The organism is Flavobacterium sp. CFS9, from assembly GCF_041154745.1.
GTDB lineage: Bacteria > Bacteroidota > Bacteroidia > Flavobacteriales > Flavobacteriaceae > Flavobacterium.
The window spans coordinates 3910602-3924248 of record NZ_AP031573.1 but is presented as its reverse complement, the minus strand read 5'-3'; the positions used below and the strand labels follow the sequence as shown (position 1 = coordinate 3924248).

Genomic DNA, 13647 nt, shown 5'->3' with positions numbered 1-13647 from the left:
AGATACAAAAATGCAGCATTGGGACATACTTTTATCAAATCAGGTCAATAAAAAAGCTTTTATAGACACTTTACTTTCAGGAGAAGCCAAAGGAGAATTAGCTATTTTCAACACTCAAAAAGGCATTCTGTTCTCAGACATTGCTATCGAAAAATTCATCGAAAGAGAATACCAATACGATACCGTTGAAGCAGCTCCCGAATCACACCGACAACTAAGAACTTTTTCTTCGGGCGAACGTAAAAAAGAATTTCTGAAATATTGCATCAGTCAAAACCCTGATTTTATCATTTTTGATAACCCCTTCGATCATTTAGATCTGGCTTCACGTGCAGCTTTGGTTCAATCTCTGAAAAAACTAACCGATGACATTGCAATCATTCAAATCGTCAATCGCGTAACAGATGTACTTGATTTTGTTCCGAATAAAGCATCGATTAAAGACAATTCCTTTGAACTTCATCCGATTTCAAAAAACGAAAAACATTTTAAAACTTTAAATACGGCAGCAATTCCCAAAGCGATTGAACCACACTCCTTTCACGAAAGTGTTTTAATCAAAATGGATAAGGTCTCGGTAAGTTACGAGGAAAGAAAAATTGTCGATAACATCTCATGGACAATTAAACAAGGGGAATTCTGGCAGCTGGTTGGTCCGAACGGTTCAGGGAAGAGTACTCTCCTATCTTTAATCACAGGTGATAACCCAAAAGGATTCGGTCAGGATCTGTACTTGTTCGGAAGAAAAAAAGGAAGCGGTGAAAGTGTTTGGGACATTAAAAAGCAGATTGGAATTTTCGCAACTTCCATGACCGACCTTTTTCAAAAAGGACATACTCTGGAAGAAATGATTCTTTCCGGTTTTTTTGATTCCATCGGATTGTACATTGAACCCACGACTTTACAAAAACAAACGGTGGCACAATGGCTCGAAGTAATTGAAATGAGCCACTTACGAAAAAAACGCTTCATTGACCTTTCTATTGGACAGCAAAGAGTCGCTTTAATTGTCAGAGCTGTTTTAAAACATCCTCCATTATTGATTCTCGATGAGCCTGTAGAAGGTCTTGACGATGAAAATGTAGATCTGGTTATTCAATTGATTAACACCATCAAACAAGAAACAAATGTTAGTATTCTGTACGTTTCACACCGCATAGAAAATGGCCTCGCTCCTACTTCGGTATTTGAACTTTTACCAACTCCAACCGGATCTATCGGTAAGATCAAATACCATTCAGAGTTAAATTAAAAACAAAAATGAGAATTAAATCCCTTGCTTTTTTAGCATCCACAATACTGCTTACCTCCTGTTCAGGTACCATTTCAACTGCAAAAAAAGAATATCAAATCACAAAAACTGCTGCACTAAAATCCGATTGGATTTTTGATTCCAGGGAATGGCAATTTACAGACCATACTTTAATTGGAGTCGGTGGTCCAATGCATTGGGGCATCATTGAATCCAAAAAGAAGCTTCCGAAAAACTTCGAGATTAACTTTAAAGTAAATCTGGTCAAAGAATCTTTGTTTGAAATAATGCTAAATCTCGAACAGGAAAAATACATTCGGACTTATCTCTACACAATTGAAAAAAGTATCATTATTGGAAAAGGTGTTTACCATAAAGACAGTGATGCATATGGCAAACGCGGGGGGCCATCCTTACTTAAAAAACCAATGCAACTGGAAAACAACAAATGGTATGCAGTAAAAATCAGAGTTGAAAACAATCAGTTATACTTTGCTGTTGATAATGAAACTTTCTTAGAATACTCTCTCGAAAAAAACAATTTAAGACAACAAGGAAAACTGGGTTTCATAACAAACGGAGAAGCTCATCTAACTGATTTGGTTATTAAAAGTTTGTAGATTTTTTTTTAAGGTTCAAAGGGACAAAGGTGCTGAGGTGCTGAGGTGCTGAGGTGCTGAGACTGTATCTAAAAAAAACTCCAAAATTGGAGTTTTTTTTACGCAAATTATCTAATTGACTAATGATCGTATTACCCAACTATCTAATTATCTAATACATACAGACCAAACAATTATTCTTTAAAACTTCAGTTTCAGCTATTGTCTTTTTGATATCGGCATTTAAAAAGAGAACGGCATTTCGAAAATCTCCGTATTCAAAATGTTTTTCGGTTGCCTCCAGAGCCTCTTCCAGACATTGAAGCCCAAATATTCTTGAAATGATTTGTCCGTTCATTACTCTTTCTTCCTGCGTATCATTATTATTCAAAACGGATAAATCAAAATTGATATGTGAAATTCCGTTTTTAGTCTTTTCAAATTCAGATAAAAACTTCACCACATTACCGTCTTTACTTTCCTTCACACAAAACTCTGCAAGCTGCTGGCTTAACAAATCATTTGTCCCGTCGAAAATAGTGTAAACACGAGAGTCAAGCAAGGCATAAGCTGCATTGTTACTTGGAGAATCCCGTCTGTAGCCCTCTCCCCCGCAAAGCTGTTGATAGTTCAGCGCACTTTCCAGCATTTTATCAGTTGCCAAAACTTTGATCGCCTGCGCCTCAAAAAAATGATCTAACAAAACGGCTCTGAAATCCGTTTTATACTTTAAATAAACGAACAAAGCTTTTGTAATGGTTTTGTTGGCCGCTAAAAGTTTAAGCTTATACTTTACATATCCAACATCAAACAAAACGCCGTTGCCCATGTTTCTTGTTTTAGTTCTTTCTTTCGTTTCAGCATATACTCTTGAAATAAAACCACTTGCCATTGCACACATACTCAAACGAGAACCGCAAAGCATATCAACGGCTCCGGTCAAGCCTTCATAAGTTACATTTAATCGTCTGTATTTAGGAACGAAAGCATCAATTTTACTTCTTCCATAATCAATGGCTTTTAGTCCTAAAGCATCGTACTCTTCCACTAAATTCCATCCTTCGGATCTTTTGACCACAAAATAACCAAAATCCTTAGAGTTCTTACTATTTTTTGCTGCAACTACCCACCAATCTGCAGTGCCGCTAAAGGCCTGCCAATGCTTTTCGCCTTGCAATAGATAACCGTCTTCTTTTTCTTCAAAAGTGGTTTTCATTCTGGCCATATTGGAACCGCAAGATGGCTCTGTAAGACCAAAGCCTCCCACTAAAGGTTCTGAACTAAACCTGGTAAGAACCTCTCTTTTAAGCTCTTCAGAACCATATTTTGTAACATTCCTCATAAATAAAGCTGTAACAATCATGGTATACATGGCCAACGGCAGATTATACTTGGCTATCGTCTCAATAATATCGCAAAGCTCCTCATGACTGTATCGTCCGCCAAACTCCTTTTGAATCATAGAAAGCATCACTCCTTTTTCTGATAATTTAGCCCAGTCATCACGAGGAAATGAAACGTTTGGAAATGCAGCAGAATTATAATTTTCTTTAATCAGATTTTCTAATGCTGAGAGATAGGTTTTACTCTCATCGGTTTTTGCTCTAACAGCTTTTGTTTCCATACCAATTAGGTTTATTAAGTCATAAATATCTGATCCTTCTTCGGATTCTATTCTTTAAAATAAAGTCAGAAAAGAACCTTTTCTGACTTTATTTTTATGTACTAAATTACTCCAACTTTCAATATGTTGACTGCAAAAACATAAAACTTTATTGACAATTTTAAAACGATCAGGCATAAAAAAAGCTCCATCAGGAGCTTTTAATTATAAAAATTATTTAATTATCTAATGATCAAATTATCCAATTAATTTTCTTCATCTTCAACATTATGTGATTTCACATAATTACGCCATTTATCGATACAATCCTGAAAATCCTGAGGCAGTTCTGTATCAAAGCGCATCATTTCACCTGTATTAGGATGTACAAAACCAAGTGTTTTGGCATGCAGTGCCTGACGTGGTAAAGCTTTAAAACAGTTTTCGATAAACTGTTTGTATTTGGTAAACGTCGTGCCTTTCAAAATTAAATGACCTCCATAACGTTCGTCATTAAACAACGGATGCCCGATATGCTTCATGTGAGCACGAATCTGGTGCGTTCTTCCCGTTTCCAGTTTACAGGAAATCAAAGTCACATAACCAAAACGTTCCAATACTTTATAATGTGTAATCGCAGGTTTCCCAATTTCAGGATCAGCAAAAACTGCCATTTGCATGCGGTCTTTTAAGTGTCTGGCAAGGTTTCCTTCGATTGTTCCGGAATCTTCCGCTACATTCCCCCAAACAAGAGCAATATACTCGCGTTCTGAAGTTTTAGCTTCAAATTGTTTGGCCAGATGTGTCATTGCCGCTTCGGTTTTTGCTACTACCAAAAGTCCGGACGTATCCTTATCGATTCGGTGTACCAAGCCCGGACGCTCACTGCTGTTCATTGGCAAATTATCAAAATGATGTGCCAGTGCATTCACCAAAGTTCCGGTATAATTTCCGTGTCCCGGATGTACCACCATACCAGGTTCTTTATTGATCAACAACAAAGCATCATCTTCAAACACAATATTCAATGGAATATCTTCCGGCAGAATATGGTTTTCAAATGGAGGGTGCGATAACATCACGGTCACCACATCAAACGGTTTTACTTTATAATTTGATTTAACCGGAATATCATTTACAAAAATGTTTCCTTCAGTAGCGGCATTCTGAATTTTATTTCGGGTCGCATTCTGAATCAAATTCATTAAATATTTGTCAATACGCAAAAGCGCCTGACCTTTAGGGACTTCAAATCTGAAGTGTTCGAATAATTCGTCTTCCAGATCTAAATTTTCAATATTATTGCTCATCATTAGTTTTTTCAGTAGTTGGTACAGCTACACTGTCTACAGCCTGCCCTTCATCTTCATAAGTTGCTTTTCCGTCTCCTAAAACCAAGTCAATTTTAGAAGCTTTCAACACACGATCTCCTACTTTTAAGTTTCTTCCTTTGTAACGCATCTCCAAAACCATATCTTTTCCTAAGTTTGGAATATAAGTAATAGTTCCTGCCTCAAGCCCTAAAGCTTTTAGCGTTGGAACCGCCTCACGATACGTCTTCTCAATTAAATCAGGTATTTTAACCGAAGAAAATCCCGATGCATTAATTTTAATATATATTTTTCTTCCCACTTTTACTTTCGTTCCTGGCAGCGGATCCTGCTCAACAACACTGTATTTTGGGAATTCACTTCGGTAATCAACACTGTCCAAAAGTACATAATCCAGATCCAGTTCATCCAGTTTTGACTCTACTTGCTCCTCCGTCAGTTTGGCTAAATTCGGAACAGTAATTTCATTACCATGATCAGTGGTAAAAGTCAGCCAATGCATAAACAGATAACCCAAAACGGCAATTATAGCTGCCGCACTTAATACTTGTACAAAAAATACACGACTCGTTAAATACTTACGTAAACTCATAAATTTATTTTTATTAGTCGCAAAGATAAAGCTATTTCGTTTCAAAAAAAATGATAATTTTGTTTTAGACAAGAAAGTCGTCTGATTGCCATTCTTATGGAAAATAAAGCGCTTTTCAATTTTAATTTTCAGAAGCTCTTTCCTGCTGTCCGCTGTATCTTTTGCATCCGCTATCGCGTACACAAAAGGATGCCGCTCCCATCAGGGCTAGGGATTTAGGTTCTGCCACTGTTGTCAAACTGAGCGAAGTCGAAGTTCAGCAAACGGGGCTTCGACTCCGCTCAGCCAGACAAACGATTAAAACAAGTAGTGCAATTCGCAGCAAAAACCTGAAACCTGAAACTTGAAACAAATAAACGATTAAACAAATAAACAGTTAAACATACTTAGAAGAAGTCGAAGTTCTGCAAAATGACTTCGACTCCGCTCAGCCAGACAAACGGTTAAACAATCAAACGATTAAACAAATACGCAAGTAAACGATTAAACAGTTAAACAGTTAAACACATAAAAAATGAAAAATATAGCCATTATCATGGGCGGGTATTCAAGCGAATATAAAATTTCGTTAATCAGCGGAAACGTGGTACACCAATATCTTGACAAAACAAAATACAACGGATTCCGTATCCACATTTTCAAAGAAAAATGGGTCTATGTAGACGAAAATAACGCTGAATTTACCATTGATAAAAACGACTTTTCAGTAACCGTAAACGATCAGAAAATTACTTTCGACTGTGTTTTCAATGCCATTCACGGAACTCCGGGCGAAGACGGTTTAATGCAGGCTTATTTCGAGTTATTAGGAATTCCACAATCTTCCTGCGACTACTATCAGGCAGCATTAACTTTTAACAAACGTGATTTATTATCGGTTTTAAAACCATACGGAATTAAAACGGCAATTTCTTATTACTTAAATAAAGGAGATGTAATCAATACAGCTGAAATCGTTAAAAAAGTAGGTTTGCCATGTTTCGTTAAACCCAACAAAGCTGGTTCCAGCTTTGGAATCTCAAAAGTAAAAACAGAAGCTGAACTTCCAATTGCCATCGAAGTAGCCTATAAAGAAGATAACGAAATTATTATCGAAAGTTTCCTTGACGGAACTGAAGTTTCTGTGGGAGTAATTAATTATCAGGGAGAAATTAAAGTTTTACCTATTACCGAAATTGTATCGGATAATGATTTCTTCGATTACGAGGCCAAATACGAAGGAAAATCACAGGAAATTACTCCTGCCCGAATTTCTGACGAATTGACTCAAAAAGTAAGCGAAACAGCAAAACGTGCTTACGAAGTCTTAAAAATGAAAGGTTTCTCCAGAAGCGAATTCATTATTGTAGACAACGAACCTTATATGCTCGAAATGAATACCATTCCGGGTTTAACCACCGAAAGTTTGATTCCACAGCAAGCCCACGCAGCAGGAATTTCACTGGAAGATTTATTTACGAATGCGATTGAGTTAGCACTTTCTTAAAGAGACTGAGGTTCTGAGATTCTAAGGTACTAAGATCTCAGAACCTTTTTAGTAATCCAACTATGGTCAGACTGAGCGGAGTCGAAGTCCTCAAAAAAAACTTAGTACCTTAGCCACTCAGAACCTTAGAACCTCCATAAAAATGCGAAAAGCCATATTCCCCGGATCATTTGACCCCATTACACTGGGACACGAAGACATCATCAAAAGAGGAATTCCTTTATTTGATGAAATTGTTATTGCCATTGGTGTCAACGCCGAAAAAAAATACATGTTTTCACTTGAAGAAAGAAAACGTTTTATAGAAGAAACTTTTAAAGACGAACCAAAAGTTTCAGTGATCACCTATGAAGGATTAACCATTGATCTGGCCAAAAAACTAAAAGCCAATTTCATCCTCAGAGGTTTACGCAATCCTGCCGATTTTGAATTCGAAAAAGCGATAGCCCACACCAACAGAAAGCTATCCAAAATCGAAACCGTATTTTTACTGACAGCAGCAAGTACTTCCTTTATCAGTTCAAGCATTGTGCGCGATGTGCTGCGTCATGGTGGAGAATATGAAATGCTGGTCCCGGATGCAGTTAGGGTTCAAAAATAAAAGGTACAACCTGAATCATACGAATTGAATTCTATATTATTCCATTATTTTCTAAAGAATAATCTAAAACACACAAACTTGTAACCCTTATCAATTATAAGTAAGTTTGCGACTTCAAATAAAAACTAAATAATGAGTATCGAAAGAGAATTAAATAAACGCAGCAGAGCTAAATGCGAACTTTGCGGCGCTGAAGAAAATTTAAAAGTTTACCAAGTACTGCCAACTCAAAAAGGCGGAATAGATGAAGCTGTATTGGCCTGCAATACCTGTATCGACCAAATCGAAAATCCGGACAATGTAGACTTAAACCACTGGAGATGTCTTAACGACAGTATGTGGAATGAAAACACTGCTGTACAAGTGGTAGCCTGGAGAATGTTAAGCCGCATGCGAAGTGCCGGTTGGCCGCAGGAATTACTGGACATGATGTACCTGGACGAAGATACACTTGCATGGGCCAGTGCTACTGGAGAAGGCGAAGACGACGAAAATAAAATCGTTCATCGCGACAGTAACGGTGTTATTTTAGAACATGGTGATTCTGTAGTTTTAATCAAAGATCTTAAAGTAAAAGGATCTAGTATGGTGGCCAAACAAGGAACTGCTGTACGTAACATCCGCTTAGACCATGAAAATGCCGAATACATTGAAGGAAAAGTTGACGGTCAGCAAATCGTGATTATTACCCAATACGTGAAGAAAATATAGTTTTTTTTTGAGGTTCTAAGCTGCTGAGGTGCTGAGGTGCTAAGTCTGCAGCCTCAAACTTGAAACCTGAAACCTGAAACAAAAAAAACTCTAAAACAATAAAAAAAGGCTATTCAGAATCCTGAATAGCCTTTTTTTTTAGTGATTTACAATTAAACCTATCTTTGGAATAATTTATTGATCTGATCTTTTACAAATGGCTCAGAAACACTGCTAGTTGCAGCAGAAGCCTCTTTTGAAGAAACCATAAATTGTACCGTAGCTTTTTCCGGAACAACACTTCCTGTGTAATGTAACCAGATATAGTTATTAGGCAATTCTAATTTAATATCATACAAAGGGCTTGCCGTGAAACCATTCATGATAATGTTGTAAAGACTTGCATAATCGTTGTTAACATTCTTAAATGTAAATTTTCTTAGGCTTGATGATTCATCATCATTTTGAATACTCGTATAATACACCGTGTACTCATCTCCAATTTTCTGAATGTAGTTGTTATTTACTTTTCCTAATTTTTCAACCGGTACAGTTTCAATAACTTTAATTTGTGCAAAAGACACAACACTAAACAACAAAATAGCAATCGTAATAATTCTTTTCATAATTAATTTGGGGTTTATTATTTACGGGCACAAGAAACGCAGAAAATATGATAAATTAAAGCCTTCGTCCTTATTTTTTATCACCCTGTAATCTCTCTTAACAAGGCATCTTTAAAGAGCGACAAAAACACAAAATAAACCACTGAAATACAATTAATTAAAAACCAAAGCATCTCAAAAAACAGATTTAAAAACACTCAAAATTAATATTATTTGACGTCAAATTAAGACTCAAAACTTCACTTAAATTTTGAACTCTTATAAAGATTCCCATAAAAACATCCGTCAAAAAAGACAGAACCGGAAAGATTACCTCTCCTCCTCTTTCTTGATCACTTTACGGGCAACTTCAATTTTGAATTTCTTGCCCTTCATTTTTTCGTCTTTAATATTTTTAAGCAAATCTTTTACCTTATTGTATTTAACGGCAGCAAACGATACAAAATCTTTTACTTCAATAAGACCTAAATCTCCTTTTTCAAGTTTTCCTTTTTGAGAAAAGAAACCTACAATATCTATTTTGTTCAATTTGGTTTTCTTTCCGCCGCTAATATAAATGGTTTGAAATTGAGGTGGTTTTGGTAAAACTGTAGTGCCGGCAACCTCTAAAACCTCCATCCCGTAATCAATATAATCCAGTTGTTTTTCGCTTTCGTGAACAATAATATAAGCTGTTCCTGAAGCCTGCATACGTGCCGTACGACCGTTTCGGTGCGTGAATTCATCTTCTTTTAAAGGCAAATGATAATGAATGACGTGCTTCATTTCCGGAATATCCAATCCACGGGCAGCCAAATCGGTAGTAATCAGATAACTCATACTTCCGTTTCTAAACTGAATCAGTGCACGCTCACGCTCCTCCTGATCCATTCCGCCATGATAATACGTAGAATAAATCCCTTTTTCGTTTAAAGTATCACTAATGCGTTCCGCTGCATCACGATGATTACAAAAAATAATCGCAGACTGTGATTTCAGTGAACAGATCAAATTAAACAAACTGTCGAGTTTATCCTTAGCAGGTGAAACCACCATTTTCATCGAAAGATTCGTTTTTTCTTCTTCTTCCGGAATAAAATCCAAAACAGTTGGATTGACTACTCTGGTGTATTTTGGGATCTCAATGTCAGAAGTTGCCGAAACCAAAACACGTTTGTTCAGTTTTGTTAATTTTCCAATGATATAGGACATTTGCTCATGAAAACCAAGCTGCAAAGACTTATCAAACTCGTCCAGAACCAAAGTCTGAATTTTATCGGTGCGGAAAGTATCGCGGTCAATATGATCGGCAATTCTTCCGGGAGTTCCAATCAAAACTGCCGGTGGGTTGCTTAAATTTTTAATTTCGGTATCAATAGAATGACCTCCGTAGCAAATATTTACTTTATACTGAGTTCCTATTTTCTTCCAAACCTGCTCGATCTGCAAACCTAATTCACGGGAAGGCACTAGAATTAAACATTGCACCGAAAGAATTTCAGGCTGTAACAACTCTAAAATAGGCAGTAAAAAAGCCAGTGTTTTTCCTGATCCTGTTGGAGAAAGTAATAAAACATTATTATCATTTAAAATAGCATCCTGTGCTACCTCTTGCATTTCATTTAGGCTCTCAATTCCTAAATTTGAAAGTATGTTGTTGGAATGGTGTTTTCTATTCATTCTGCAAAAGTAGTCAAAATAGTTTTTTGTTTCGGGTTTCAAGTTTTAGGTTTCAAGTTTCAAATCTTAACTACTTGAAAGTTTAACCGCAAGGCACGCTAAGTTTATTTTAATTAGAAACGTTGACAAACGCAAAGAACGCAAAGCTTTATGTTCCTTGCGTTCTTTACTCTTTAAAAAAAATAGGCTTAAAAAAACTTAGCGTGCCTTGCGGTTAAAAAAATCGACACATTACTAATCCAATTCTTTCAAAATCAACTTAAACTCTTCAATTTCAGTTTTGGTCAACGGTTTCAACGGACTTCTCAAAAAGCCCCCGTCAACTCCCTGAATTTCCAAACCTGCCTTGATAGCTCGTGGCAAACCTTTATTGACGATAAACTTCAAAAGATTCAATTGTTTGTAAAATACTTTCTGCGCAACCTCTAAATCATTGTTCTCAATCGCACGATACAAATCCAGATTCAATTTCGGAATTAAATTAGGCGCTGCCGTACACCAGCCAGTTGCACCCGCCGAAAATGCTGCCAATGCCAACGGATTCGAACCGTTAAAAAAAGCAACATCATCACCCAATTCCCGCTTTAGATAATGCATTCTCTGAACGTCTCCAGTGCTTTCTTTTATCATAGTTACATTCGCAATCTCGAGAAGTCTTTTCAATAAAACCGGTGACATATCTACCCCTCCCGTTGCAGGATTATTGTAAGCCATTATCGGAATCGAAATTTGCTTTGCTACTGCATCAAAATGCTGAACAATCTCGTTATCTGTAAGCTTCCAGTAACTCATCGGGATAATCATTACGGCAGCGGCACCTGCTTTTTCGGCAAATTTCGCATGATAAATGGTTTTCTCAGTAGTCAGGTTTGATACGCCAACCAAAACCGGAACTCTACCGTTGACCTGTTCCATTGTTGCTATGGTAATGGCTTCTTTTTCCTCGTCTGACAAATAAGGCATTACACCCGTGCTTCCAAGCGGAGCTACAGCATGACAACCAGAAACAATTAAACGTTCCAGTAATTTTTTATACAAAGTGATATCTACTTTTTCATTTTGATCAAACGGAGTAATCGGATAAGCAATAATGCCTTTGAATAGATTGTTTTTCATGTTTTTCAATTGTTTTAAATTAAAGATCCCTGCCTTCTTCTTCTCTTAATGCCACACCCAAATTCTGAAGCTGCGGTGCATTCTCGCAGGCAATATATTTCGCCGATGCTTCACTGCTTAAATTTTGATGCCTGTGCCACGCCCAACTCGGAATGTAAACAGCATCGCCTGCTTTCCACTCTACTTTTATATCCTCAATCTCGGTATACCCATACCCTTCAATCACATAAATAACGGTTTCATACGTATGACGATGTCTGTTTGTCAATTGATCCGGTAATAAACCGCCAATAGTCATACTCACATTCTTACTTGGGAGATCTACAAAAAAAACCGGATGTTTTCGCTCGGTCGAAAATTGATTGTGAACTCCGGCTTGCTCTACGTTTTTATGAATTAATTTTTCAGGCATCACAAAAGTGGGTCTGGCAAAAGTTTCGTGAAAATCTTTGGATGAAAATTGTTTTTTAGTTTCCATAACTTTAATAATTATTGTGTTTTGCATTATTGCTCCACAAAATTATCTTAACTTTGGACTACTCAACTGATACAGTTTTAACATAAATAAATAGTCCAGATGTTACGACCTTGGCAATTAGAAATTCAACTCAACGCAAATGATGCAAAAGCCATTTATCTGCAAATCGCTGATGCAATCATAGAGGCCATTCAAACCGGAATGCTCAACAGCGGTAATGCACTGCCCGGCAGCCGACAGCTTGCAGGCTTGCTAAAAGTCAACCGAAATACTGTGATTGAAGCTTTAGACGTCTTAATCGCCGAAGGCTGGCTCATTACATTAGAAAGAAAAGGAACTTTCGTAGCCGACATTCTGCCACTGACGTCCAAAAGTATCGATCAAAAGCAAAAAGTAAACTATACCGAGGAAGAAAAGCAGCCTCTTATCGTTTTTGATGATGGAATCCCCGATAGCCGAATTGCACCAATGAACGAACTCGCCAGAGCCTACCGACAGATTTTTAACCGAAAATCGCGTTGGCAGATCATGGGATACAGTACCGAATATGGAAATCTGGAGTTTCGAAAAGCCATTGTACAGATGCTCAATTTTAAAAGAGGCATGAATGTTACTCCGGATCAAATTTGCATCACACGTGGGAGCCAGATGGCAATGTACCTAACCTCCAACTGCTTATTATCAAAAGACGATTACGTAATGGTCGAAAACCCGGGGTATCAGGCCGCTTGGGAAACATTTCAAAGCAGTGGAGCTAAATTACTCCCAGTAAATGTCGACAAAGAAGGCTTACAGGTTGATGAGGTCGAAGCCTATCTGAAAAAATTCAACAACATAAAAGCAATATACGTAACACCGCATCATCAATTTCCAACCACAGTTACCCTAAGCCTCAAACGAAGATTAAAACTCATCGAATTGTCCAATCAATACGGCTTTACCATTATTGAAGACGATTATGATCATGAATTTCATTTTGGACAAAGACCGGTTCTTCCTATTTCAAGTTACAGCAATGCCAAAAACACGGTTTACATAGGTACTCTGAGTAAAATTGTAGCACCAGCCTTACGAATCGGATATTTGGTAAGTGATCGGGAAACCATTTTAAAAGTGGGCAAACACCGAAAAATAATTGATGTACAGGGTGATAACATTATGGAAGAAGCCGTTTTACAACTCATAAATGAAGGCGAGATCAAAAGGCATCTTAAACGAACAACCCTTATTTACAAAGCAAAACGCGACTATTTTGAAACGATTTGCAACAAATACCTCAAAGACAAAACCTCTTTTACTAAACCTGAAGGAGGCCTCGCATTTTGGATAATTCCAAACTCACCCGTTAACATTTCTGAAATTGCAAACAAGTTGCTGCTTAAAGGAATCAAAATAATAACACCCGAGAAATTCAGTTTTAACCAACCTGTACAAGGCTTTAGGCTTGGCTATGCCTCTTTAACCGAAAAACAAATCGAAGACGGAATCGTCGAACTTGCTAAGTTGTTGTGAGTTTTGTTTGTTGCAGGTTTCAAGTTTCAGGTTTTGAATGAAGGTAAAAGATTAACCGCAAAGAACGCTAAGTTTTTTACTATCTGGGATTTTATAAAAACC

At 37.2% G+C, this 13647-nt stretch carries 13 protein-coding genes; 6 read left to right on the top strand and 7 right to left on the bottom strand.

Annotated elements, in window-relative coordinates:
• Positions 1 to 10: 10 nt before the first annotated feature.
• Entirely contained in the window at positions 11 to 1252 is a 1242-nt protein-coding gene (locus ACAM30_RS16530) for an ATP-binding cassette domain-containing protein (protein WP_369615680.1), read from the top strand.
• A gap of 8 nt (positions 1253 to 1260) precedes the next feature.
• Complete coding sequence (locus tag ACAM30_RS16525; protein ID WP_369615679.1) at positions 1261 to 1872, top strand: hypothetical protein; 612 nt, start codon at positions 1261 to 1263, stop codon at positions 1870 to 1872.
• A 151-nt stretch (positions 1873 to 2023) separates the two neighbouring features.
• Here the strand turns inward: ACAM30_RS16525 and ACAM30_RS16520 are convergent, their stop codons facing one another.
• From ACAM30_RS16520 to ACAM30_RS16510, 3 genes are all read right to left on the bottom strand, one after another.
• Positions 2024 to 3475: an acyl-CoA dehydrogenase family protein gene (locus tag ACAM30_RS16520; protein ID WP_369615678.1), complete on the bottom strand. Its 1452-nt coding sequence runs from the start codon at positions 3473 to 3475 to the stop codon at positions 2024 to 2026.
• 245 nt (positions 3476 to 3720) lie between these two features.
• Positions 3721 to 4764: an RluA family pseudouridine synthase gene (locus tag ACAM30_RS16515; protein ID WP_369618661.1), complete on the bottom strand. Its 1044-nt coding sequence runs from the start codon at positions 4762 to 4764 to the stop codon at positions 3721 to 3723.
• The gene (locus ACAM30_RS16510) at positions 4754 to 5377 is read right to left on the bottom strand and encodes a PASTA domain-containing protein (protein WP_369615677.1); all 624 of its coding nucleotides are present in this window, start codon (positions 5375 to 5377) and stop codon (positions 4754 to 4756) included. The genes ACAM30_RS16515 and ACAM30_RS16510 overlap by 11 nt, the downstream gene beginning before the upstream one ends.
• A gap of 514 nt (positions 5378 to 5891) precedes the next feature.
• Here ACAM30_RS16510 and ACAM30_RS16505 point away from each other — a divergent pair.
• The 3 genes from ACAM30_RS16505 (at position 5892) to ACAM30_RS16495 (ending at position 8175) form a co-directional block, all read left to right on the top strand.
• Complete coding sequence (locus tag ACAM30_RS16505; RefSeq protein WP_369615676.1) at positions 5892 to 6863, top strand: D-alanine--D-alanine ligase; 972 nt, start codon at positions 5892 to 5894, stop codon at positions 6861 to 6863.
• A gap of 142 nt (positions 6864 to 7005) precedes the next feature.
• Positions 7006 to 7464: a pantetheine-phosphate adenylyltransferase gene (gene coaD / locus ACAM30_RS16500; RefSeq protein WP_369615675.1), complete on the top strand. Its 459-nt coding sequence runs from the start codon at positions 7006 to 7008 to the stop codon at positions 7462 to 7464.
• Positions 7465 to 7596: 132 nt separating this feature from the next.
• On the top strand, positions 7597 to 8175 hold the full coding sequence (locus tag ACAM30_RS16495) for a PhnA domain-containing protein (protein WP_369615674.1): 579 nt from the start codon (positions 7597 to 7599) through the stop codon (positions 8173 to 8175).
• Positions 8176 to 8333: 158 nt separating this feature from the next.
• Here ACAM30_RS16495 and ACAM30_RS16490 read toward each other — a convergent pair whose 3' ends face one another.
• The 4 genes from ACAM30_RS16490 to ACAM30_RS16475 form a co-directional block, all read right to left on the bottom strand.
• The gene (locus ACAM30_RS16490; RefSeq protein WP_369615673.1) at positions 8334 to 8780 is read right to left on the bottom strand and encodes a hypothetical protein; all 447 of its coding nucleotides are present in this window, start codon (positions 8778 to 8780) and stop codon (positions 8334 to 8336) included.
• A gap of 309 nt (positions 8781 to 9089) precedes the next feature.
• Entirely contained in the window at positions 9090 to 10439 is a 1350-nt protein-coding gene (locus ACAM30_RS16485; RefSeq protein ID WP_369615672.1) for a DEAD/DEAH box helicase, read from the bottom strand.
• A 234-nt stretch (positions 10440 to 10673) separates the two neighbouring features.
• Positions 10674 to 11555, bottom strand: a complete 882-nt coding sequence (locus ACAM30_RS16480; RefSeq protein WP_369615671.1) for a dihydrodipicolinate synthase family protein — start codon at positions 11553 to 11555, stop codon at positions 10674 to 10676.
• 19 nt (positions 11556 to 11574) lie between these two features.
• Positions 11575 to 12033, bottom strand: a complete 459-nt coding sequence (locus tag ACAM30_RS16475; protein ID WP_369615670.1) for a cupin domain-containing protein — start codon at positions 12031 to 12033, stop codon at positions 11575 to 11577.
• Positions 12034 to 12132: 99 nt separating this feature from the next.
• On the opposite strand from ACAM30_RS16475, the gene ACAM30_RS16470 reads away from it, so the two are divergent.
• Entirely contained in the window at positions 12133 to 13545 is a 1413-nt protein-coding gene (locus ACAM30_RS16470; protein WP_369615669.1) for a PLP-dependent aminotransferase family protein, read from the top strand.
• The last annotated feature ends 102 nt before the right edge of the window (positions 13546 to 13647 follow it).

Coding starts and splice junctions, on each gene's coding strand:
- ACAM30_RS16530 (WP_369615680.1), top strand. CDS start 11: ATGCAGCATTGGGACATACTTTTATCAAATCAGGTCAATAAAAAAGCT.
- ACAM30_RS16525 (WP_369615679.1), top strand. CDS start 1,261: ATGAGAATTAAATCCCTTGCTTTTTTAGCATCCACAATACTGCTTACC.
- ACAM30_RS16520 (WP_369615678.1), bottom strand. CDS start 3,475: ATGGAAACAAAAGCTGTTAGAGCAAAAACCGATGAGAGTAAAACCTAT.
- ACAM30_RS16515 (WP_369618661.1), bottom strand. CDS start 4,764: ATGAGCAATAATATTGAAAATTTAGATCTGGAAGACGAATTATTCGAA.
- ACAM30_RS16510 (WP_369615677.1), bottom strand. CDS start 5,377: ATGAGTTTACGTAAGTATTTAACGAGTCGTGTATTTTTTGTACAAGTA.
- ACAM30_RS16505 (WP_369615676.1), top strand. CDS start 5,892: ATGAAAAATATAGCCATTATCATGGGCGGGTATTCAAGCGAATATAAA.
- coaD (WP_369615675.1), top strand. CDS start 7,006: ATGCGAAAAGCCATATTCCCCGGATCATTTGACCCCATTACACTGGGA.
- ACAM30_RS16495 (WP_369615674.1), top strand. CDS start 7,597: ATGAGTATCGAAAGAGAATTAAATAAACGCAGCAGAGCTAAATGCGAA.
- ACAM30_RS16490 (WP_369615673.1), bottom strand. CDS start 8,780: ATGAAAAGAATTATTACGATTGCTATTTTGTTGTTTAGTGTTGTGTCT.
- ACAM30_RS16485 (WP_369615672.1), bottom strand. CDS start 10,439: ATGAATAGAAAACACCATTCCAACAACATACTTTCAAATTTAGGAATT.
- ACAM30_RS16480 (WP_369615671.1), bottom strand. CDS start 11,555: ATGAAAAACAATCTATTCAAAGGCATTATTGCTTATCCGATTACTCCG.
- ACAM30_RS16475 (WP_369615670.1), bottom strand. CDS start 12,033: ATGGAAACTAAAAAACAATTTTCATCCAAAGATTTTCACGAAACTTTT.
- ACAM30_RS16470 (WP_369615669.1), top strand. CDS start 12,133: ATGTTACGACCTTGGCAATTAGAAATTCAACTCAACGCAAATGATGCA.